This is a genomic window from Flavobacterium sp. GSP27, from assembly GCF_003970395.1.
In the GTDB taxonomy this organism is placed as follows: Bacteria; Bacteroidota; Bacteroidia; order Flavobacteriales; family Flavobacteriaceae; genus Flavobacterium.
The window spans coordinates 16,963-37,836 of record NZ_RYDP01000018.1 but is presented as its reverse complement, the minus strand read 5'-3'; the positions used below and the strand labels follow the sequence as shown (position 1 = coordinate 37,836).

Genomic DNA, 20,874 nt, shown 5'->3' with positions numbered 1-20,874 from the left:
AATAAATGAATACAAATAAAAAAAATATCAATGTAGTTTGGTTCAAAAGAGATCTTCGTTTGCAGGATAACGAAGCAATTTTTAATGCCACAAAAACAGATACGCCTACTTTGTTGCTTTATGTGTTCGAGAAATCTTTAGAAAATGATTCGCATTACAGTTCTAGACACTGGAATTTCATCAAGCAGTCCCTTGTTGATATCAATAAGCAGCTGGAGCAATCGAACACGCAGGTTTTAGCAGTCTCCTCAGAAGTGCTTCAGGTATTTAATATCCTTGAGGAAACATACAAAATTGATACTGTTTTTTCGCATCAGGAAACAGGGTTAAAAATTACTTACGAAAGAGATAAAACCTTCAAACGATTTTGTAAAAATAATCAGATCAATTGGGTAGAAAATATTAATAATGGCATTTTCAGGGCATTGAGAAACAGAGCAAACTGGGTTTCTAAATGGGAAGAATATATGAATGAATCATTATTTATTTTCGATTCGAAAGCAGAGAATTTCCTTAATATGGCAGCAATTAATGAGCTTGAAAAAGCACTAGAAAAAACCAATCTGGAAACCATTCCCGATACTATTTTCCAAAAAGGAGGTAGCAGTATGGCTGGAAAGTATTTACAAACATTTTTTGAGGAACGGTATCACAATTACAGTTCTCATATTTCAAAACCATTACTAGCTCGAAAAAGTTGCAGCAGATTATCCCCTTACATTGCTTGGGGAAATCTATCTTCCAGACAGGTTTTACAAAAAGCAGCGACATTCAGACTCAACTGCAGCGACAAAAAACAAATTGATTCGTTTGTATCCAGACTGACTTGGCAGGCACATTTCATTCAAAAATTTGAAATGGAAGAAGTCATGGAGTTTGAAAGTGAGAATAAAGGATTCCATTCGTTGCAAAAGAAAGTGAATGAAAATTATATTAAAGCTTGGAAAACGGGATACACCGGATTTCCATTAGTCGATGCTTCCATGCGTTGTTTGAACGAAACAGGGTATTTGAACTTTAGAATGCGTGCGATGTTAGTTTCCTTTTTTACTCATAATTTATGGCAACCTTGGCAGAACGCTACACAACATTTATCGCAAATGTTCCTTGATTTTGAACCCGGAATTCATTTTCCTCAATTGCAAATGCAGGCTGGCGAGACCGGAATCAATATGTTGCGTATTTATAATCCCATAAAAAATAGCTATGAGCACGATCCTGATGGTGAGTTTATAAAAAAATGGGTTCCAGAATTGCGAAACTTACCTAGGGCATTTGTGCACGAACCAAATAAAATGACCTATTTAGATCAAAAATTTAATGAGTTTGAAGTGGGCATTCACTATCCAAAACAAATTGTAAACATGGAACGAACAAGAAAATATGCTAGCGATTTATTATGGAAAATGAAGAAAAATCCATTAGTAAAAGAGGAAATTTCCCGGATATTAAAACTGCATACCATGGCTGATATTGGCGATATCGAATAATTTTTCAGCGATAAGCACAAAGAAATCAATACCACTTTTAAATAACATATTGTGAATATAAAAAAAGAACTTACCGATTTAGACAAAGACCGAATCATAGAAATGGCTTGGGAAGACCGCACGACTTTTGATGCAATTTTATTGCAATTTAGATTAAAAGAACAAGAAGTAATTGACCTGATGCGCACCGAGATGAAACCATCCAGTTTTAGAATGTGGCGCGAAAGAGTGCAAGGTCGTAAAACAAAACATGAAAAATTAAGAGATTTTCGCGAAGGCCGCTTTAAATGTACCATGCAAAGACAGATTAATAACAATAAGATTTCCAAACGATAAATTGGATCCAATAAACGACAAAATCAAAATAGAATTTAAATAACTGACCAAATAACATGAAAAATATCGTAATCATTGGCGGAAGCAAAGGAATTGGAAATGCCATTTTGTTGCAGCAATTAGAGACAAACATGGTGTATAACATCAGCCGAAATGCACCAGAGATCACACATCCCAATCTGAAACATTTTTCAGTAAATGTGTTACAAGATACACTTCCGGAAATTGAAGTGATAGATACATTAATTTATTGTCCGGGTTCTATCAACTTGAAACCCATAGGAAGTCTTAGTATTGACGATTTCAGAACAGATTTTGAAATTAATGTTATTGGTGCCGTAAAAGCGATCCAAAAATATTTGCCTGTTTTGAAAAAAGGAACCAATCCATCCATTATTTTGTTCAGTACGGTTGCTGCAAAATTAGGAATGCCGTTTCATGCGAGCATTGCTACTGCAAAAGCGGGTGTGGAAGGATTAGTGAAATCATTAGGAGCAGAACTAGCTTCAGTAGTGCGCATCAATGCCATTGCTCCCACAATTACGGAAACGACACTAGCCGCAGGAATTTTGAGAAATGACCGTATGAAAGAGAATATGATAGAACGCCACCCGATGAAAGGCTATTTGAAACCTCAAGAAGTAGCACACATGGCAGACTTCCTGATATCTGAAAATGCAAAATCAATTTCAGGTCAGGTATTCGAAATGGATTACGGAATAGTGACTTTTAAAATCTAAACAAGTTATTGTTAACCACACAAAAAAGAAAAATTAACCATTAAGAAATTAAGCTTATATATAAAGAATGATTGTTTTTTTTAAATCTATAAATGGTTTGTTTAAACAAGAATCCAAAAAAAATAATTAGCCAAAATCAAAATTGAAAATCAGCATACCATGATAAAAGAAATGAGAAGTTACGAGAAAGTTGAGCAATATGATTCGGAAACTACCGAGGCGTTAGCTGAAAATTATAAAACTATTATTAGTAATTTAGGAGAGGATGTGACCAGAGAAGGACTTGAAAAAACTCCAGAACGTGTAGCCAAAGCCATGCAATATTTGACGCACGGTTACGGCTTAGATCCATTAGAAATATTAAAATCGGCATTATTTAGTGAAGACCACCATCAAATGATTGTGGTAAAAGATATTGAAGTATATTCGATGTGTGAACACCACATGTTGCCGTTTTTTGGAAAAGCGCATGTTGCTTATATCCCTAATGGTAAAATTGTTGGTTTGAGTAAAATACCAAGAGTGGTGGATGCTTTCGCCAGAAGGATGCAAGTGCAGGAACGATTGACAGATCAGATAAAAAATTGCATTCAGGAAGCTCTGAATCCGCTTGGAGTAGCGGTAGTAATTGAAGCGCAACACATGTGTATGCAGATGAGAGGGATTCAAAAACAAAACTCAGTTACCACCACTTCCTCTTTTACAGGTGCGTTCGAAAAAAATAAAACCAGAAGAGAATTTATTAGTTTGATTTCTACTAAACTGAGTTAAATTTAATTTTTACAACTAATTAAACATATTAAAAGTGGCTAAAAAAGTGCAAAAACCCAAAATAAACTACCTCGGTGCATAGCCCCAGAGGTATTAACTAAATAACTGTCACAGATTTTAAAAAATCTTTTTAATCTGTGAATCTGTGGCAAAAAAAATAGAAGTAGAGCTTCGAGGAATTAAACCTGAAAAGATTAAAATGGGATCAATTAAAGCGGTAAGGTAGTATCTTTACGATATGATGGCAAAATATAAAAACTTATGAAAATTCTCTTAACAGGCGCAACAGGTTACATCGGGAAACGACTCTTACCCCTATTATCAGGACAAGGGCACGATATAATCTGTTGTGTAAGAGATAAAAACAGATTTAATTGCCCGGTCGAATATCAAAAAAATGTTACCATAATTGAGGTAGATTTCCTAAATCAAGAAACATTGACAGTTATTCCAGAAACTATTGATGCGGCGTATTATCTGATTCATTCCATGTCAGGTTCAGCTGCTAATTTTGATGAATTGGAAAGTGAATCGGCTCTAAATTTTGTGCATCGCTTGAATAAAACCAAAGCCAAACAAGTAATTTATTTGAGTGGAATTATCAACGATAAATCATTATCCAAACATTTATCGTCGCGAAAAAAAGTAGAAGAAATTTTGAATACCGGCACTTTTCCCACTACTACTCTAAGAGCAGGAATTATTGTAGGTTCTGGAAGTGCTTCCTTCGAAATAATTCGGGATTTAATCAATAAACTGCCTGTAATGATTACCCCAAAATGGCTGAATACTAAATGCCAGCCCATTGCAATTCCGGATGTTCTTGAATTTTTATCCAAATCATTATTAAACCCCGTTACTTATAATCAAAGTTTTGATATTGGCGGACCTGATATTTTAACGTATAAAGAGATGCTTTTGGGTTTTGCAGAAGCCAAAAAGCTAAAACGATGGATCTTTACTGTTCCTATAATGACGCCAAAATTATCTTCCTATTGGTTGTATTTTGTAACCTCAACATCTTATCGACTGGCTTCAGCACTGGTCAGCAGCATGAAAGTAGAAGTTGTTTGCAGTGATAATAAAATCAATGAGTTATTGCATGTTACTCCAATGACCTACAAACAGGCACTTTCCCGTGCTTTGATAAAAGTAGATGAAGACAAAGTAGCTTCGAGCTGGAAAGATTCTCTCATTAGCGGCCGTTTCAACAGTAACATGTCAGAATATTTGAAGGTTCCAAAAAAAGATTGCTTTATAGACCGACGCAAAATGGAAATCATAGACCGAGAATACACTATAAATAAAATCTGGTCCATTGGTGGAGATTCCGGTTGGTATTATGGCGATTGGCTTTGGAGTTTACGAGGTTTTATTGATAAATTATACGGAGGTGTAGGTAGTAGAAGAGGAAGAACCAACAGACACGAGATTCATTCTGGTGATGCTTTGGATTTTTGGCGCGTACTATATGCCAATAAACAAGAAGGAAAACTAATCTTATTTGCCGAAATGAAGCTACCTGGTGAAGCGTGGCTGGAATTCAAAATAATAGGAAATACGCTGTACCAATCGGCTACTTTCCTCCCAAAAGGGATTTGGGGAAATTTATATTGGTATTCTGTTTTGCCGTTTCACGGGTTTATATTTAATGGCATGCTGAACAAATTAATAAAATAATTTATAACATATAAATTCTATACATTTTTTTCCCTGTATAAAACCTACATCATTTATATGCTAAAATAAATCACTTCAAAATTCCGGCTTTGTACGTCGCAATAGCTCTGTCTCTAGCCATCGCATGTTCTACCATTGGCTGTTTGTATCCTAAATCGAATTCTTTAATCCATTTGCGGATATAGGTTCCTTTTTCATCGAATTTTTTTAGCTGGATCTCCGGATTGAAAACTCGGAAATATGGCGCGGCATCACAACCTGTTCCCGCAGCCCATTGCCAATTGCCAACATTGGCAGACATCTCATAATCCAATAATTTTTCGGCAAAATAGGCTTCACCCCATTGCCATTGAATCAATAAATGCTTGCAGAGAAAACTCGCGACAACCATGCGAACCCTGTTGTGCATATACCCGGTTTCATTGAGTTGCCGCATTCCGGCATCAACCATTGGATAGCCCGTTGTTCCGGTACACCAACGTTTGAAATCTTCTTCATTATTTCTCCATTGAATCCCATTATAGGCTGATTTGAAGTTTTGCGTACCGACTTTTGGAAAACTAAATAAGATTTGCATGAAAAATTCTCTCCAAATTAGTTCACTTAAAAAGATATCATTTTTATTAAATGTCCAATTGACTAATTTCCGGATACTTACGGTTCCAAAACGCAGATGTGGCGAAAGATAAGAAGTTTTATCTAAGGCTGGGAAATCTCTTATATCTTGGTAATTTGCAATGAATTTAAGGTTATGTGGTTTTACTTTGATAAGACTTTCTACGAAACCTATTTGTTCCAAAGTGGGAAAAGCAAAACTGTTTTTATAGAAATTAGCAAAATAAGCAGCAGTATCATATTCTTGAACTGGAGTCATTGACTTGTATTTCTCCAGCCATTTATTTTTAAACGGTGTATACACCGTGTAGGGCAATCCATCTGCTTTAGTAACTTCTTTTTCTTCAAAAATGACTTGGTCTTTAAAAGAATAAGAAATGGTTTTATTAGTTTCTAAAAATTCACAAATTGCAGAGTCACGTTGTATCGCGTACGGTTCGTAATCTTTGTTGAAGAAGACTTCTTTGACATCAAATTCTTTTAATAAAGATTGCCAAACAGCGATAGTTTTTCCTTTTTTAACCAAAAGTGAACTTTCAATTTCCTGTAATTGTCTATTTATTTTAGAAAGTGATTCGTGAATAAAACCGACTCGAGCGTCGTTTTTAGGTAAAGTATCTAAGATGGAATCATCAAAAATAAACAACGGAATAACCGGATATTCAGACTTCAAAGCATGAAATAATCCAACGTTATCTTCCAGACGCAAATCGCGTCTAAACCAAAAAACAGAAATTTCTTGCTTGCTCATTACTTTGAATTAAACATTTGATCCACTTTTGCAACACGATACGCAAAAATGGATTTCAATTTATTTTTCACGACTAAGGTGTTCATGATTCGTCCCAATATACCAAGTGGCAAACCGTAATGGACCACATCGGTCATTTTTGTTCCATTTGGTGTGGTCTCAAAGAAATGTTTGTGGTGCCAGAAACTATAGGGACCAAAACGCTGCTCATCAATAAAATAATCATTTTCCTTTACTTGTGTAATTACCGTCATCCACGACAAGGTAATCCCAAAAAGTGGCGTTACTTTATATTGAATGATTTGCCCGGGATACATAGATTTATTATCGAAATCTGTGATTTGGAAACCCATTCCTTCTGGTGTGATTTTTTGAAGATTTTTTGGATTGGAAAAAAAAGTCCAACATTCTTGAACAGTTGCATTCACGTGCTGTACGGTTTCTTGTTTGTATATTTTCATGGTTGTGTTTTAAAGATAAATGCCTTCATAGAACACTGTGTTCGCGTGAGGGATAGTAGTGGAGCTCTTTTTATACCTGGCTTTTTTGCCTGGTATAAAAAAGCGGGAACGGATAGCCTGACCCCGCTGTAACACTAGTGAAAGCGGGGTCACGCCCAAATTAAATTTATATTTTGTAGTATTTTAAAGGAACGAACAGCATGCCAAAACATTCTCCATGCTCTTTGCCTAAGTGTTTGTGATGTACTTTATGGGCTTTTCGCAATCCTATTAAATACTTGTTGTTCGTGTTTTTGAACCATTTGAATCGTTGGTGAATTAGGACGTCATGGATCATGAAATAGCAAAGGCCGTAAAACATAATTCCCAGTCCGAGAAAAAATTTATAATTCAGTCCTCCTTCGACACCATAATAGAAAAGCAGGATGCTTGGGATGGCAAAAATGATAAAAAAAATATCGTTTCGTTCAAAAACATTAGTGTATTTTGGTTGGTGATGATCGGCATGAAAGTACCACATTGAGCCGTGCATAACGAATTTGTGGGTACACCAGGTGACACATTCCATTATTAAAAAAGTACCTATAAATATCAAAAAAAATATCATTTTATTCTATGTTTAATTAAAAAATATTTAAAAACAAGCTGTAACTTAAACTAACTTCAATTTATAAGAGACAAAAGATTTTGCCAGTAATCCGGCTTTGGTGTAGTTAGAAACTCGGATTCTTGCACTTCCAATTTCATGACACGGAGTGTTTTCTAGCTTTTTTAATAGTTTTTTGTAGTACACAAAAGCGGTGTATACGCCAAACTTAGCTTCAATAGGAAGTTTTACAATTCCTTCATAGGCTACTTTAAAATCTGCTTCAATTTCATTAATGATAGCCGCTTTAGCATTTTCATCGAAGGAATTTAAATCGACTCCTGGGAAATAATTCCGGTTCAGGACAAGATTATCGTCTTTTAAATCCCGAAGAAAATTCACTTTCTGGAACGCAGATCCCAGTCGCATGGCTTCGTTTTTCAGTTGCTCATATCGTTTGTGATCTCCGGCAACAAAAACCTTGAGACACATAAGACCTACCACATCAGCCGATCCATAAATGTAATCATCATACTCTGCTTTACTGTGATAATCCGATTTGATTAAATCTAATTTCATGCTTTTTAAAAATGCCTGAATGAGATCATCAGAGATGTTGTATTTGTTTACCGTTTGCTGAAAAGAATTTAATATAGGATTTAAACTAATCCCTCTGTCAATGGCTTTGTAGTACTCATCTTCAAACTCAGTGATCAGATTTTCTTTGTCAAAACCATGAAAAGTGTCTACAATTTCATCCGCAAAACGGACAAAACCATAAATACTATAAATGGCATCCCTAATACTGGGCGAGAGCATATAAACCGCCATAGAGAAAGAGGTACTGTAGTTTTTAGTGACTAATTTGCTACATTTAAAAGATACATCATCAAATAATTGTTTCATAATTGTTGTGCTAAAAATTGTTTGTTAATTAACTCAGACACTAATTTTCCGGAAATCAATGCTGGTGGAACACCTGGTCCGGGCACGGTCAATTGACCGGTAAAATATAAATTTTTCACTTTCTTGCTCTTTAACTTAGGTCTCAAAAAGGCAGTTTGCAATAATGTATTTGCCATTCCATAGGCATTTCCTTTGTATGAATTGTATTCTGATACAAAATCATTTTTACAAAAGGATTGTTTAAATAGTATAGTATTGCGTACTTTTTGTTGTGTTAAAGTTTCGAAACGATCCATTATTTTTTCAAAGTATTCTTCTCGGAGTGCTTCAGTATCGTTGATTCCGGGAGCTAAAGGTATTAGAAAAAACCCTGATTCCATTCCTTCCGGAGCTGCAGTTTCATCTGTCACTGATGGAAAATTAGCATAAAATAAGGGTTCTTTTGGCCACTGTGGTTCATCATAAATGTCTTTGGCATGCTGATAAAAATCAACATCAAAGAATAAGGCATGATGTGAAATGTTTTTTATTTTTTTATTGAAACCAACATAAAACAATAATGATGATGGTGCAAAAACGCGACTGTCCCAATATTTTTCAGAATAAGTACGGTGCTCCATATCCAACAATGTTTCCGTGTGATGGTAATCGGCTCCGCTTAGAATTACATCAGAGGTAATGATTTCTCCATTTACCTGAATTGAATTGGCTGTTTTATGCACTACGATGATTTTTTCGATGTTGGAATTCATTTGAAATTTCACTCCCAACTCTCTTGCTAAACTTTCTATACCCCGAACTACATCAAACATTCCTGTTTTAGGATGCCAAGTTCCCAGACCAAAATCAGCATAATTCATGAAACTGTAAAATGACGGGGTATCAGATGGCTTAGCACCAAGAAATAAAACCGGAAATTCCAGAATTTGAATCAATCTTTCGTTTTTGAATTTCTTGCGAACATCTTTACTGATAGTACTAAAAAACTGACCCACTTTCATGGCGGTTTCTGCCGTTATTAATTCTAGTGGAGAAATCCCGGGGCGATACACTAGATCTTTGATGGCGATGTCGTAATTACTTTTGGCCTCAGCCATAAATTCGTTTAACAGGCTGCCGCTTCCTTTTTCGATGGCTTCAAAAGCGATTGTAATATCCTTTAAATTATCTGCTATGGTAATAAAATCATCAACTCCATAGTACACGCGATAGGCTGGTGCTAATTTTATTAATTCGTAATAATCAGTGGTTTTCTTTCCAAAATCAGCAAAGAAGCGATCGAATACGTCTGGCATCCAATACCAACTTGGGCCCATATCAAAGGTGAAACCTTCTTTTTTTAATTGTCGTGCTCTCCCTCCAATTGTTTCATTTTTCTCATACACCGTCACATCGTGACCACTTTTTGCCAGATAACAAGCAGCAGCTAGAGCCGAGAATCCAGAACCTATAATTGTAATTTTTTTCATATCCTTCATTTGTTTAGCAAATATACGAAATGTTTAAACAAAAACAACTAGATCCAATCTACCAATTCAGTAATTGAACTAAAAAGAGTAATTCGATCTGAAAGTTCCTCTCTTTTTATAAACTCAATCATACGACCAATATACCATAATTCAGTCGTATCATCCACCAACTCATTGGACATTTTTTGAATGTATCCATCGAGTTGACATCTTTCTGGTTGTACTGTAAGGTAGGAAACAAAAATAATGGAATCAAAATGTTTTTTCAAGTCTTTCAGATTTTCAATAGGCATACTTTCTCCTAAATAAATAGTTTTGTAGCCATGCAATAAAATCTCATAATTCAGGTACATCAGACCTAATTCATGAATTTCATTCATAGGAAGTGACAGGACAAAAACTTTATCTACTTTTGTTTGCTTTAAAACTTGAAGTTTTTCGGTGTTAACTAATAATTTTTGTTTAATTAAGTAGCTGATAAAATGCTCGTGGGCTGGAGTTATCGTGTCCGATTGCCATAATAATCCCAGTTCATTCATCAGTGGTATAAAGACTTGATGAAATACTTCCTTAAATGATTTTTCTGCAATTAACCAATTATAGGTATTAAAAAACAGCTCTTGATCAAAATTCATCATGGCCATTTTAAATTCACTTATGGCATGACTTTTTGCTGTTTTGTTCGAAATTATTTCACGTACTAAAGAGGGTATTTTTTCTTGAGGGTAAGTTGCTATTTTTGAAATTTTATAGCCATAATCGTGCAACAATGTAATATTTAGCAGTTTTTGCAAACTCACTAAATCATACAATCTGATATTAGTGTCGGTACGCATGGGTTGCAGAATATTGTATCTTTTTTCCCAGATTCGTATGGTGTGCGCTTTTATCCCTGAAAGATTTTCAAGATCTTTTATACTGAACATATTTTTTACATTGTTTATCATTTATCGAAATTTAATGAACAAATGTAAAATAAATTTAATTATAAACTCTTATGATCACACCGAAACTTTTTTTAAACTCAAAACACCCCAAGATTCTATAAAACGGTACACTGCTGAAACTGATTATTTCTTGAACGCTACTAGCTGATTATAAAACTAATACACTTTTTTTTTTGAATTAAACATTGAATAGCAAATAATCAATCCCTTTTAATAATAATAAGCCGCAGTTTCCTTCTTATTAAATGGCTGCACTTAAAATTACTTTCTGATTTTCAACTATTTTCAAAAGAAAAACAGCACTAAAAAAAAGCTTTAGAAAAACTACTGCTCCATTTTATTCTCTTAAACATAAGAAAAGCCGTGTGAAAATCTGACCTTTTTCGCAACTTTTCTTAATAATGATTCCTATTATTTATTAAATTTATTTTTTTATGATTGTTCGGGTGATGTCGTCCTGATTATAGACCGTAATAAAATACATCTCACTAGAATAAGAACTTAAAACCATACTTGCCGCTTCCAAAGTTACTTTGATCTCTTGAACTAAAGCGCCTAACATATTAATACTTTAATGCCTCTGATGGGAGTAATACTCTGAATCTTCAAAATAGTAGTGATAGGATTGAGTTAAGAGCCCGTCAGCGGTGGCAGCTACCCAACTTGAAGCTAAATTATTATCCAGAGTGGTACTTATTAATTCGAGGTAACTTCCTCGACCTTCAGGAGCTAATGGACAAGACACGGAATCAAAATATTCTACTGAATCAATTTTAAATAAGTAATAACCATGGTATAATGTCGTATTTTAAAATCATGTAAAAATCATGTAAAAATCTGATTTAAAGCTGTTTTACTTAAAGTTAATTCTTTTGACTTTACGACTTTTAAACTTTCGACTTACTTACATGACAAAAAGCGGTTATAAATAAACAAATAAGCTTGACCCTGACCCTAACTAGATCGAGTTTGACTTTAAAATGAATTTGCAAAACTGAAATTAACGCTGTATCTTTACTCTCAAGACCGATGTTTCTCATTAGAAATATTATCTGGTAATAATTCTTTAATATACTAAATTTCAGTGTTTTTACTGATTAATTATTATTTATTGTATCGATTTTTATTAAAATATATTTTTGTCATGTACTAAAAAATAATAGCTACAATTTAATATCGTATTTTATTAAAACTCTAAATTTCTTTACTACCGATTTCACAGATTAACACAAATTAATTCGTCATTTAGCTTTAAAAATCGTTTTAAACCTTCAAATCTATGACAAAACTCTTTTTAATAATTGCGACAATATATCTTTCATGCTGCTTATTTCAGTATAAAATAACAATCGGACAGGTGAATAAAGAGTAATCTTACGCAAATTTATTTAACACTAGAGTAGCGATATCCTTTTTCAAACCGTTCCGGTGCATTCGTATTTTTTCTTAGTAAACCTATTGCATTTTAAAACTTAAAAATGATTGTTTATTCGTTTTAAAAAGTATAAACAACTAATCTTAAAATACTTATACACCTAAAAACAACTAATTTAAAACACAAAATCATGAGCATACTCACTGACAATGTAATTCCAGGAAATCATGGTAAAATTTTTGGTACCAATGCGATCAAAGATTTAGATTTATTAGAAATTAAAGCAAGTCTGCTGAAGTTAGACGGAATAATAGACGTCCTTTTGAATACTGATCTTTTCCCTAGAGAATTTACAATACACACCTCCAAGATGATTCCTGTAAGTGTTATTCAAGATCAAGTACGATCAGTGGGGTTTCACGCCATCCCAAAAGAAGTATTTGAACTTTAATTTTTAAAGGCAACTTTTAAAAATCAACACTATCTTTAAAAAAATCAATATCATTTGTTTATTTCAAATCTATATCGTAATATTGCAATATAAATATATAACGATGGGAATTACTAAATCAGACCATTTCACAGACGAGCAAAACGAATTGGCAACTTTAGCCAAAGCCATAGGCCATCCTGCACGTATTGCTATTATTCAACACCTCATCAAGGTAGATAGTTGTGTGTGCGGTGATATTGTAAACGAACTGCCTCTAGCCCAGCCTACGGTTTCGCAGCACCTGAAGGAACTTAAAAATGCCGGACTCATAAAAGGCAATTTTGAAGGAAATGCAATTTGTTATTGCCTAAACGAAGAAGGCTTTAATAAAATAAAAGGCTTTTTTCAGCACATCAATACTTATTTAGAAAACAAGAAAAATCAATGCTGTTAATTTTTAAATTACAAAAATAATGAAACTATCCGAAATTAAAAAAGAGTTGATCACATTAGACAATGTTGCTTTTGTATTACCAAACGGAACCTTTGTTCCTGAACATTTCCATGTAACTGAAGTGGGTTTGATCACTAAAAATTTTATTGACTGCGGTGGAAAAGTTAGAAAAGAAACTGTGGTAAATTTTCAATTATGGGATGCCAATGACTTTGAACACCGCCTAAAACCAAAAAAACTTTTAGAAATTATTGCGCTTTCAGAAAAAATACTGGGTATTGAAGATTATGAAGTAGAAGTCGAATTCCAATCAGAAACTATTGGGAAATACGACATTCGTTTCAACGGAACAGCATTTACCTTAATCAACAAGCAAACGGCTTGTTTGGCAGAGGATCAATGCGGAATTCCTTCCGAGAAACAAAAAGTAAAATTATCCGAAATTCCAAGTCAAACCAATACTTGCACCCCTGGTGGTGGCTGTTGTTAATTTTAAAACTAAGATATGACATTAATCAAAACAAACTTGTTTCCAGAAATAGAAACACAAATAACTGCCTTTGGTTTTGAAGATATTTCAGTTGAACGCAAAATTATTTTGCAACCGCTAATTGACTTTATTCAGACAAAAGTAGCCCATCAACAAGAGATCAGATTGAATTTGATTTGCACACACAATTCCAGAAGAAGTCATCTGGCACAAGTTTGGGCACAAACAGCCGCAGCACATTTCAATGTAAAAAATGTATTTTGCTATTCTGGTGGGACCGAAGCAACTGCTTTATTTCCTATGGTTGCCCAAACTTTAGTACAATCAGGATTCAAAATCAAAGCAATCACAGCAGGAAATAATCCCATTTACAGCATAAAATATGGAGAAAATGAGCCTCCTATTATTGGTTTTTCCAAGACCTACGATGATGATTTTAATCCGAAAAATGAATTTGCAGCGATTATGACTTGCTCTCAAGCAGATGGAGGCTGTCCTTTTATCGCTGGTGCTGAAAAACGTATCCCAATTACTTTTGAAGATCCAAAAGCATTTGACAACACTCCGCAACAAGCCGAAAAATATCAGGAGCGAAGTTTACAGATTGCCACCGAAATGTTTTATGTCTTCTCCCAAATAAAATTATAAATATGTCAGCATCTACTTGTTTTCCCGCAGCAGAAAGAAAAAAACTAGGTTTCCTAGATCGATTTTTAACCCTTTGGATCTTCCTTGCAATGGCACTTGGTGTTGCTGTAGGGTATTTCATCCCTTCCAGTGGAAATTTTATCAACTCTTTTTCCAGCGGAACAACTAATATCCCACTCGCCATTGGTTTAATCTTAATGATGTATCCGCCATTAGCCAAAGTGAATTATAGTAAAATGGGGGACGTATTCCAAAACACCAAAGTATTGGGTGCTTCCCTGTTCCTGAATTGGGTGGTAGGCCCAATCCTCATGTTTTCATTAGCCTTACTTTTCCTAAATGGATATCCGGAATACATGATTGGAGTCATCTTGATCGGATTAGCCCGATGCATTGCGATGGTAGTGGTTTGGAATGATCTGGCCGACGGTAATAGAGAATATGCCGCTGGATTAATCGCTTTGAATAGTATTTTTCAGGTATTGCTTTACAGCGTATATGCGTATGTTTTCATAACCATTTTGCCACCGTATTTTGGCTATACCGGTTTTGATGTGACGATAGGTATTGGTCAAATTGCAGAAAGCGTAGGTATTTATTTAGGAATTCCATTTGCTTTGGGAATAATCAGCCGGTATGGTCTTATAAAACTCAAAGGCGAAACTTGGTTTCAAAACAAGTATATACCTTTTATTTCTCCTATTACTTTAGTGGCCTTGTTATTTACCATCATATTAATGTTTAGTCTGAAGGGCGCATTAATTGTGCAAATCCCCCTGGATGTAGTTCGGATAGCTATTCCTTTAGTTATTTATTTCACCTTAATGTTTGTGATCAGTTTTTTTCTCGGAAAGTATTTTGGTGCTGATTATTCTAAATCTACCGCAATCGCTTTTACGGCAACCGGAAACAATTTTGAATTGGCTATTGCAGTTGCAATTGGCGTTTTTGGAATCAACAGCGGACAAGCATTTGCCGGCGTTATTGGCCCACTGGTCGAAGTTCCGGCGCTAATTGCATTGGTAAACGTCGCTTTTTGGTTTAGAAAAAAATATTATACAAAACCCGAATTAGACCCAAAAACTGGAACCTCTTAAATGTTCCGCTACTAGAGAACTCAACTATTTTATCACAGACTCTCTTTTGTTTTAAACTTGTTTTAAAACAGTGAATCTGTGGTAATCTAAAAAACTAAAATAGAATTTAATCCAGATTCAAAACAGAATGAATGAAATTAAAAATGTCATTATCATTGGTGGCGGACAAAGCGGATTGGCTTGCGGATATTATTTAAAACGCAATAAATTAAACGTTTCTCTCCTGGATAAAGAAGAAAAATGCGGTGGTACCTGGCAACATGTTGGGGATAGCCTAACGCTTTTTTCTCCTGCCGAACACAATTCATTGCCCGGCTGGTTGATGCCAAAAAATCTAAAACTGATTTCGGGCTTTTTTATACACGCTAAAAAAAATTATTCTGCAGGAATAACCAGTTCTGAGGTAATGGCTTCTAAAACTTCAAAAGCAGTTTCTGCCATTTTATTTCCTTTGGTGTCTAATAATGGGTTAATCTCGACAAATTCGATACAAACTACTTTTTTGGTTTGAACAATTTGTTTGATGATCGCTATTACTTCATACTGATCAAAACCTTTGGAAACCGGTGTTCCAGTCCCGTAAGAAATCATATCACAATCCATAGAATCCACATCAAAAGAAACATATAGCACTTCACAATGCGATAGTTTAGTTAATGCTTCCGCGACACACTTTCGTAAACCGCGATACCGCACTTCATCAACTTTATAATTTTTGATTTGCAATTTTTCAATTTGCTTATCCTCCTCTTCTTCGGTATCCCGAACGCCAAAATATACCAGGTTTTCTGCCAAAACTTTCGGTCCCTTACAACCTATATTTTTCATGTCTTCCCAGTGCTGTTGGGTTTCCGGAGGCACTTCGTTATTCTGGCAACTCAAATTATCATCCGCAAGAGCCGCAGATAGTGGCATTCCATGAATATTACCGGATGGCGAAGTGTAAGGTGAATGCAAATCCGCATGGGCATCAATCCAAAACACCCCGATATTTTGTTCCGGAAAAGCTGCTTTTATACCACTTAATGTTCCTAATGCCGAAGAATGATCACCTGATAAAACAATTGGAAAATAATTTCCTGCTAAATTTTTCTGTACTGCATTACAAACTCTGGTGCATTGCTCCACTACATGCTCAATTCGTTTAGCCGAAGAACTTCGGTTTTTATCATATATGGATTCGTTGTGCGTTTTGACATCTTCAAACTCAAACTGATTAAAATAATCACTGTTTTGATTGATTGCCGCAATTTCGATAGCATCAATCCCTAAGTCGGATCCTCGTGTACCAGCACCTATATCGGATCTGTTCTTTATTAATTTTATAGATTTTCCCATTGTACTTAAAATTATTTGAAATCGTTTAGAGCTCGCTCAATTATACCCAAACATTCCTGTATTTGAGGTTCTGAAATTACTAATGGTGGTGCAAATCGAATTTTGTTGCCGTGTGTTGGTTTTGCCAATAATCCATAATCTCTAAATTTCATACAAATATTCCAGGCTAAATCAGATTCTTCACCACTGTTGATAACTATGGCGTTCAGTAATCCTTTTCCTCTGACCAACGTAATTAATGGGTTTCTGGAAGCAATTTCGTTAAGTCCTGTTCTTAAAACTTCGCCTAAGTACGCCGCATTTTGTGCTAAATTTTCCTCTTTCACTACTTCCAGTGCAGCAATAGCCACAGCCGCTGCAACAGGATTTCCTCCAAAAGTGGAACCGTGTTGTCCTGGTTTAATCACATTCATAATGGGATCATTCGCTAAAACTGCCGAAACTGGGTACACACCGCCCGAAATAGCTTTTCCTAGAATAAGGATATCTGGTTTTACTTCCGGTCTGCCTTCACATCCTTTTTTACAGTCACAATTTCCGCAAGTTGCTAATAATCTTCCCGTGCGTGCAATTCCTGTTTGCACTTCATCCGCGATAAATAGAACGTTATGTGCTTCACAAAGCGCTTTTGTTTTTGCTAAATATCCTTCGGCAGGAACATACACTCCCGCTTCTCCTTGAATTGGTTCCACTAAAAATCCAGCAATATTTGGGGTTGATTTTAATACGTTTTCTAGGGCGTCAACATCATCGTACGGAATTTTAATAAATCCAGCAGTGAATGGTCCAAAGTTTTTACGGGCACTCTCATCATTCGAAAATGAAATGATTGTTGTTGTTCTTCCGTGAAAATTGTTTTCACAAACAATGATTTGTGCTTGATTTTCAGGAATTCCTTTTACCTCATAGGCCCATTTTCTACACAATTTCAAAGCAGTTTCCACTGCTTCAGCACCTGTATTCATGGGCAACACTTTATCAAAACCAAAATACTTAGTCACATATTCCTCAAAAGGTCCTAGTTGATCATTATGAAAAGCACGTGAAGTTAAGGTCAATGTTTGTGCTTGTTTTATCATTGCATCCACAATTTTTGGATGACAATGCCCTTGGTTTACGGCAGAATAGGCCGATAAAAAATCATAATATTTTTTTCCGTCTACATCCCAGACATAAACCCCTTCGCCTCTTTCTAAAACCACAGGTAAAGGATGGTAATTGTGTGCTCCGTATTGATTTTCTTTAGCTATTAACGCTTCCGATTTTGAAGAAAGGTTTTGTTCTGTGTGTGTCATGATATTCCTATTTTGATATTACAAAGTACAAAACTACAGATTTTTTTTAAATTGACAATAAAAATAAATATTTTGACTTTTTTAAAAGTATTATTTTAAATAAATTACTTAATTTACATTAAAAAAAGTCATTTTTTAAATATAAAATTCAAATAATAGAACTATTCCAATATAAATAAAAATAAGTACTTTTATACAAACACAAAAAGCATCATTTATAAGTAAACCAACATGGATATACTAGACGAGTTTGATATCAACATTATCAAAGAATTAGAGAAAGACGGAAGAATGGCGTATTCTGCTATTGCAGCCAATCTAAAAATATCAAATACAATGGTGCATCAGCGCATGAACAGATTAACAGAACAAGGAATACTTATCGGAATAAAACCGGTCATCAATGAAAAGAAAATTGGATATGATTGGGGATCATTCACAGGAATTACCTTGAATAAAGACCAAGATTCTGACCGGATTATTGAGGAACTGAAAAACATTCCAGAAATAACGGAATGCTATTATATCACCGGATCTTTTACCCTTTATATAAAAATAATTGCCAAAAATCATGAGCACATGCGTAAAGTTCTGTATGAAAAAATAGACACTATTCCGGGTATTGCCAAAACAGATTCCATAATCGAACTGGGGTGTGCATTTAAACGAAACGTAAGTCTCTAATTTAAAATTCAATAATAATGACGTATTTCAAGAACCATTTACCCCTTGCAGTTTTAATTTTTTGTTTTAGTTGTTCCCTGTTTTCACAAAAGATATCAAACCAAGAACTAGAAAGACTAAAAAAAATGTCGCAACAAGTCACTATTATCAGAGACAATTGGGGAATTGCGCATGTGTATGGCAAAACGGATGCAGATGCCGTTTTTGGAATGCTGTACGCACAATGTGAAGACGATTTCAAACGGGTAGAAATGAATTACATTGAAAAACTGGGCCGTCTTTCCGAAATCAAAGGACAGTCCGTTTTGTACAATGATTTAGAAATTAAACTTTTAATCGATACCGAAGATGCTAAAAACGATTATAAAAAAGCAGCGCCTTGGTTGAAAAAATTATTAAACAGTTATGCGGACGGGATCAACTTTTATCTATACAATCACCCCGAAGTAAAACCCGCTTTATTAACTCATTTTGAGCCTTGGTTTCCATTGCTTTGGACTGACGGAAGTATTGGAGCCATAAGCACAGCTGATCTTTCTACTGGAGAATTGAAAGCTTTTTATTCGGGAAACACCGATAAAGTAGCCTATATAGAACGAGAAAAAGACGTACAAACGGGTTCTAACGGATTTGCAATTGCACCTTCAAAAACAGCGTCTGGGAATGCCATTTTATACATTAATCCGCATACCACTTTTTATTTCAGGCCAGAAATACAGATGAGCAGTCAAGAAGGGCTGAATGCGTATGGAGCCGTTACTTGGGGACAATTTTTTATTTACCAAGGATTTAACGAAAACTGTGGCTGGATGCATACCTCCTCAAGTGTTGATGTTGCGGATATGTATGCCGAGAAAATCGTGACCAAAAACAACAAACTATTTTACGAATACGATACCAAATTAGTTCCAGTTGTCGAGAAAAAAATAACCATCAAGTATCTGGAAAATGGAAAATTGATTCCTAAAACATTCAATACTTATTATACCAATCACGGTCCAATCATGGCCAAAAGAGACGGGAAATGGATTAGCTTAAAATCCAATAACCGTTCGATGAAAAGTCTGGAACAAAGTTGGATACGAACAAAATCAAAAAGTTTTGAAGACTACAAAACTGCAATGGATTTGAAAGCCAATACCTCAAACAATACTGTTTATGCCGATAAAGAAGGAAACATTGCCTACTGGCATGGGAACTTTGTTCCCATTCGGGACAAAAACCTAAATTGGTCAAAAATAATGGACGGTACGACACCGGCTACACAATGGAAAGGATTACATGAAGTTTCAGAAACAGTACATTCTTATAATCCTATAAACGGCTGGTTACAAAACTGTAATTCTACACCATATACCGTGGCAGGAGATTATAGTCCAAAAGAAGAAAATTACTTGCCTTATATGGCTCCAGACGGAGAAAGTTTCAGAGGATTAAATGCTGTACGATTATTGAACAAAGGCAATAAATATACACTAGACAAAGTGATTGCTGACGGTTACGACACGAAACTAACGGCCCTCGAAGTGTTAATTCCATCCTTAATTTCCAGTTTTGAGAAAAACATCAGTCCCGAAGATCCGCTTTATACAGAACTGTCAGAACCGATAACCTTATTGAAAAACTGGGATTATTACGCCCGGGAAAATTCTGTGGCTACCACCTTAGCTGTGGAATGGGCTTATAAATTAGACCCCATTATTCAAAAAGTATATATTGATCAGGGCCAAAAGGACCAAGTAGAAAATACTCGTGATTTTGCTAAAAATGCGTTTCCAGATCAACTGATTCCACAATTGCAAATGGTGATAAACGAATTGAAAATAAAATTTGGTACTTGGCAAATTCCTTGGGGCGAAATCAATCGTTTCCAGAGAACATCAGGCGACATAAATCTGGTTTATAGTGATGCTTTGGAAAGTTTACCTATTAGTTATGGACCAGCGCTTTGGGGAAGTTTACCTGCTTTTAAAAGCAATTATCAAAAAGATACCAAAAAACGCTACGGATTTAACGGAAATAGTTTTGTGTGTGCGGTGGAATTTGGACCAAAAATAAAAGCCAAATCGTTACTTGCGGGAGGAAATAGCGGTGATTCAAAATCGAAACATTTTTACGATCAAGCTGAAATGTACCGAAAAGGACAATTCAAAGACGTATTGTTTTATAAAGAGGATGTCCAGAAAAATGCCGAAAAAACATATCATCCCGGCGAGTAATCGCTTGTCTGTACGCCATAAGAATTAAAAATTACATCATCAATTAAAAAATCAAAGTCTTAGTTTTAGGATAAATTGATTGAGACATT

At 35.1% G+C, this 20,874-nt stretch carries 21 protein-coding genes and 1 pseudogene; 13 read left to right on the top strand and 9 right to left on the bottom strand.

Annotation, left to right across the window (positions count from 1 at the left end):
- Window positions 1-5 precede the first annotated feature (5 nt).
- The 5 genes from EKM05_RS13390 to EKM05_RS13370 all read left to right on the top strand — a co-directional run bounded on the left by EKM05_RS13390 (window position 6) and on the right by EKM05_RS13370 (window position 5,017).
- Complete coding sequence (locus EKM05_RS13390) at window positions 6-1,490, top strand: cryptochrome/deoxyribodipyrimidine photo-lyase family protein (protein ID WP_126556068.1); 1,485 nt, start codon at window positions 6-8, stop codon at window positions 1,488-1,490.
- Between the two features lie 51 nt (window positions 1,491-1,541).
- Window positions 1,542-1,826, top strand: a complete 285-nt coding sequence (locus EKM05_RS13385) for a TIGR03643 family protein (protein WP_255416236.1) — start codon at window positions 1,542-1,544, stop codon at window positions 1,824-1,826.
- A gap of 56 nt (window positions 1,827-1,882) precedes the next feature.
- Window positions 1,883-2,566, top strand: a complete 684-nt coding sequence (locus EKM05_RS13380) for an SDR family NAD(P)-dependent oxidoreductase (RefSeq protein WP_126556065.1) — start codon at window positions 1,883-1,885, stop codon at window positions 2,564-2,566.
- 159 nt (window positions 2,567-2,725) lie between these two features.
- On the top strand, window positions 2,726-3,337 hold the full coding sequence (folE, locus tag EKM05_RS13375; RefSeq protein WP_233590913.1) for a GTP cyclohydrolase I FolE: 612 nt from the start codon (window positions 2,726-2,728) through the stop codon (window positions 3,335-3,337).
- 261 nt (window positions 3,338-3,598) lie between these two features.
- The gene (locus tag EKM05_RS13370; RefSeq protein WP_126556062.1) at window positions 3,599-5,017 is read left to right on the top strand and encodes an SDR family oxidoreductase; all 1,419 of its coding nucleotides are present in this window, start codon (window positions 3,599-3,601) and stop codon (window positions 5,015-5,017) included.
- A 70-nt stretch (window positions 5,018-5,087) separates the two neighbouring features.
- On the opposite strand, the gene EKM05_RS13365 is transcribed toward EKM05_RS13370, so the two are convergent.
- The 7 genes from EKM05_RS13365 to EKM05_RS14445 form a co-directional block, all read right to left on the bottom strand.
- Complete coding sequence (locus EKM05_RS13365; protein ID WP_126556059.1) at window positions 5,088-6,383, bottom strand: deoxyribodipyrimidine photo-lyase; 1,296 nt, start codon at window positions 6,381-6,383, stop codon at window positions 5,088-5,090.
- Window positions 6,383-6,844: an SRPBCC family protein gene (locus EKM05_RS13360; protein ID WP_126460723.1), complete on the bottom strand. Its 462-nt coding sequence runs from the start codon at window positions 6,842-6,844 to the stop codon at window positions 6,383-6,385. Before EKM05_RS13360 ends, EKM05_RS13365 begins: the two co-directional genes overlap by 1 nt.
- Before the next feature lie 166 nt (window positions 6,845-7,010).
- Window positions 7,011-7,451, bottom strand: a complete 441-nt coding sequence (locus tag EKM05_RS13355; RefSeq protein ID WP_126556056.1) for a sterol desaturase family protein — start codon at window positions 7,449-7,451, stop codon at window positions 7,011-7,013.
- Between the two features lie 45 nt (window positions 7,452-7,496).
- A complete protein-coding gene (locus EKM05_RS13350) occupies window positions 7,497-8,336 on the bottom strand; it encodes a phytoene/squalene synthase family protein (RefSeq protein ID WP_126556053.1) in 840 nt (279 codons plus the stop codon).
- The gene (locus EKM05_RS13345; RefSeq protein ID WP_370275774.1) at window positions 8,333-9,814 is read right to left on the bottom strand and encodes a phytoene desaturase family protein; all 1,482 of its coding nucleotides are present in this window, start codon (window positions 9,812-9,814) and stop codon (window positions 8,333-8,335) included. Before EKM05_RS13345 ends, EKM05_RS13350 begins: the two co-directional genes overlap by 4 nt.
- Window positions 9,815-9,852: 38 nt before the next feature.
- Window positions 9,853-10,752, bottom strand: coding sequence for a MerR family transcriptional regulator (locus EKM05_RS13340; RefSeq protein WP_199745243.1), 900 nt, complete (start codon window positions 10,750-10,752; stop codon window positions 9,853-9,855).
- 424 nt (window positions 10,753-11,176) lie between these two features.
- Window positions 11,177-11,314: a hypothetical protein gene (locus tag EKM05_RS14445; protein WP_158614851.1), complete on the bottom strand. Its 138-nt coding sequence runs from the start codon at window positions 11,312-11,314 to the stop codon at window positions 11,177-11,179.
- Between the two features lie 1,003 nt (window positions 11,315-12,317).
- Between EKM05_RS14445 and EKM05_RS13335 the strand changes: the two genes are divergently transcribed.
- From EKM05_RS13335 to EKM05_RS14875, 6 genes and pseudogenes are all read left to right on the top strand, one after another.
- The gene (locus tag EKM05_RS13335) at window positions 12,318-12,578 is read left to right on the top strand and encodes a heavy-metal-associated domain-containing protein (RefSeq protein WP_126460711.1); all 261 of its coding nucleotides are present in this window, start codon (window positions 12,318-12,320) and stop codon (window positions 12,576-12,578) included.
- A 103-nt stretch (window positions 12,579-12,681) separates the two neighbouring features.
- On the top strand, window positions 12,682-13,014 hold the full coding sequence (locus tag EKM05_RS13330) for a helix-turn-helix transcriptional regulator (protein WP_126460708.1): 333 nt from the start codon (window positions 12,682-12,684) through the stop codon (window positions 13,012-13,014).
- Between the two features lie 19 nt (window positions 13,015-13,033).
- Window positions 13,034-13,504, top strand: a complete 471-nt coding sequence (locus EKM05_RS13325; RefSeq protein ID WP_126556047.1) for a DUF6428 family protein — start codon at window positions 13,034-13,036, stop codon at window positions 13,502-13,504.
- A 15-nt stretch (window positions 13,505-13,519) separates the two neighbouring features.
- Window positions 13,520-14,152, top strand: a complete 633-nt coding sequence (locus tag EKM05_RS13320; RefSeq protein WP_126556044.1) for a low molecular weight phosphatase family protein — start codon at window positions 13,520-13,522, stop codon at window positions 14,150-14,152.
- A gap of 2 nt (window positions 14,153-14,154) precedes the next feature.
- A complete protein-coding gene (arsB, locus tag EKM05_RS13315; RefSeq protein ID WP_126556041.1) occupies window positions 14,155-15,249 on the top strand; it encodes an ACR3 family arsenite efflux transporter in 1,095 nt (364 codons plus the stop codon).
- Between the two features lie 127 nt (window positions 15,250-15,376).
- Window positions 15,377-15,499, top strand: a pseudogene (locus EKM05_RS14875) (FAD-dependent oxidoreductase); the annotation flags it as partial.
- A gap of 125 nt (window positions 15,500-15,624) precedes the next feature.
- Here EKM05_RS14875 and EKM05_RS13305 read toward each other — a convergent pair.
- Entirely contained in the window at window positions 15,625-16,587 is a 963-nt protein-coding gene (locus EKM05_RS13305; protein WP_126556039.1) for an arginase, read from the bottom strand.
- Between the two features lie 11 nt (window positions 16,588-16,598).
- Window positions 16,599-17,882, bottom strand: coding sequence for an ornithine--oxo-acid transaminase (rocD, locus tag EKM05_RS13300; RefSeq protein WP_126556038.1), 1,284 nt, complete (start codon window positions 17,880-17,882; stop codon window positions 16,599-16,601).
- 231 nt (window positions 17,883-18,113) lie between these two features.
- Between rocD and EKM05_RS13295 the strand changes: the two genes are divergently transcribed.
- Together EKM05_RS13295 and EKM05_RS13290 are read left to right on the top strand one after the other, a co-directional pair.
- Window positions 18,114-18,566 (top strand): Lrp/AsnC family transcriptional regulator, encoded by a 453-nt coding sequence (locus EKM05_RS13295; RefSeq protein ID WP_126454003.1) that lies wholly within the window; start codon window positions 18,114-18,116, stop codon window positions 18,564-18,566.
- A 125-nt stretch (window positions 18,567-18,691) separates the two neighbouring features.
- The gene (locus tag EKM05_RS13290; RefSeq protein WP_233590912.1) at window positions 18,692-20,785 is read left to right on the top strand and encodes a penicillin acylase family protein; all 2,094 of its coding nucleotides are present in this window, start codon (window positions 18,692-18,694) and stop codon (window positions 20,783-20,785) included.
- The last annotated feature ends 89 nt before the right edge of the window (window positions 20,786-20,874 follow it).

Excerpts from the sequence above, each read along its gene's own strand:
- EKM05_RS13380 (WP_126556065.1), top strand. The coding sequence starts at position 1,883 with ATGAAAAATATCGTAATCATTGGCGGAAGCAAAGGAATTGGAAATGCC.
- EKM05_RS13345 (WP_370275774.1), bottom strand. The coding sequence starts at position 9,814 with ATGAAGGATATGAAAAAAATTACAATTATAGGTTCTGGATTCTCGGCT.
- EKM05_RS13365 (WP_126556059.1), bottom strand. The coding sequence starts at position 6,383 with ATGAGCAAGCAAGAAATTTCTGTTTTTTGGTTTAGACGCGATTTGCGT.
- arsB (WP_126556041.1), top strand. The coding sequence starts at position 14,155 with ATGTCAGCATCTACTTGTTTTCCCGCAGCAGAAAGAAAAAAACTAGGT.
- EKM05_RS13320 (WP_126556044.1), top strand. The coding sequence starts at position 13,520 with ATGACATTAATCAAAACAAACTTGTTTCCAGAAATAGAAACACAAATA.
- EKM05_RS13355 (WP_126556056.1), bottom strand. The coding sequence starts at position 7,451 with ATGATATTTTTTTTGATATTTATAGGTACTTTTTTAATAATGGAATGT.
- EKM05_RS13295 (WP_126454003.1), top strand. The coding sequence starts at position 18,114 with ATGGATATACTAGACGAGTTTGATATCAACATTATCAAAGAATTAGAG.
- EKM05_RS13305 (WP_126556039.1), bottom strand. The coding sequence starts at position 16,587 with ATGGGAAAATCTATAAAATTAATAAAGAACAGATCCGATATAGGTGCT.
- rocD (WP_126556038.1), bottom strand. The coding sequence starts at position 17,882 with ATGACACACACAGAACAAAACCTTTCTTCAAAATCGGAAGCGTTAATA.
- EKM05_RS13290 (WP_233590912.1), top strand. The coding sequence starts at position 18,692 with ATGTCGCAACAAGTCACTATTATCAGAGACAATTGGGGAATTGCGCAT.
- folE (WP_233590913.1), top strand. The coding sequence starts at position 2,726 with ATGATAAAAGAAATGAGAAGTTACGAGAAAGTTGAGCAATATGATTCG.
- EKM05_RS13350 (WP_126556053.1), bottom strand. The coding sequence starts at position 8,336 with ATGAAACAATTATTTGATGATGTATCTTTTAAATGTAGCAAATTAGTC.
- EKM05_RS13340 (WP_199745243.1), bottom strand. The coding sequence starts at position 10,752 with ATGATAAACAATGTAAAAAATATGTTCAGTATAAAAGATCTTGAAAAT.
- EKM05_RS13360 (WP_126460723.1), bottom strand. The coding sequence starts at position 6,844 with ATGAAAATATACAAACAAGAAACCGTACAGCACGTGAATGCAACTGTT.
- EKM05_RS13335 (WP_126460711.1), top strand. The coding sequence starts at position 12,318 with ATGAGCATACTCACTGACAATGTAATTCCAGGAAATCATGGTAAAATT.
- EKM05_RS13370 (WP_126556062.1), top strand. The coding sequence starts at position 3,599 with ATGAAAATTCTCTTAACAGGCGCAACAGGTTACATCGGGAAACGACTC.
- EKM05_RS13390 (WP_126556068.1), top strand. The coding sequence starts at position 6 with ATGAATACAAATAAAAAAAATATCAATGTAGTTTGGTTCAAAAGAGAT.
- EKM05_RS14445 (WP_158614851.1), bottom strand. The coding sequence starts at position 11,314 with ATGTTAGGCGCTTTAGTTCAAGAGATCAAAGTAACTTTGGAAGCGGCA.
- EKM05_RS13330 (WP_126460708.1), top strand. The coding sequence starts at position 12,682 with ATGGGAATTACTAAATCAGACCATTTCACAGACGAGCAAAACGAATTG.
- EKM05_RS13325 (WP_126556047.1), top strand. The coding sequence starts at position 13,034 with ATGAAACTATCCGAAATTAAAAAAGAGTTGATCACATTAGACAATGTT.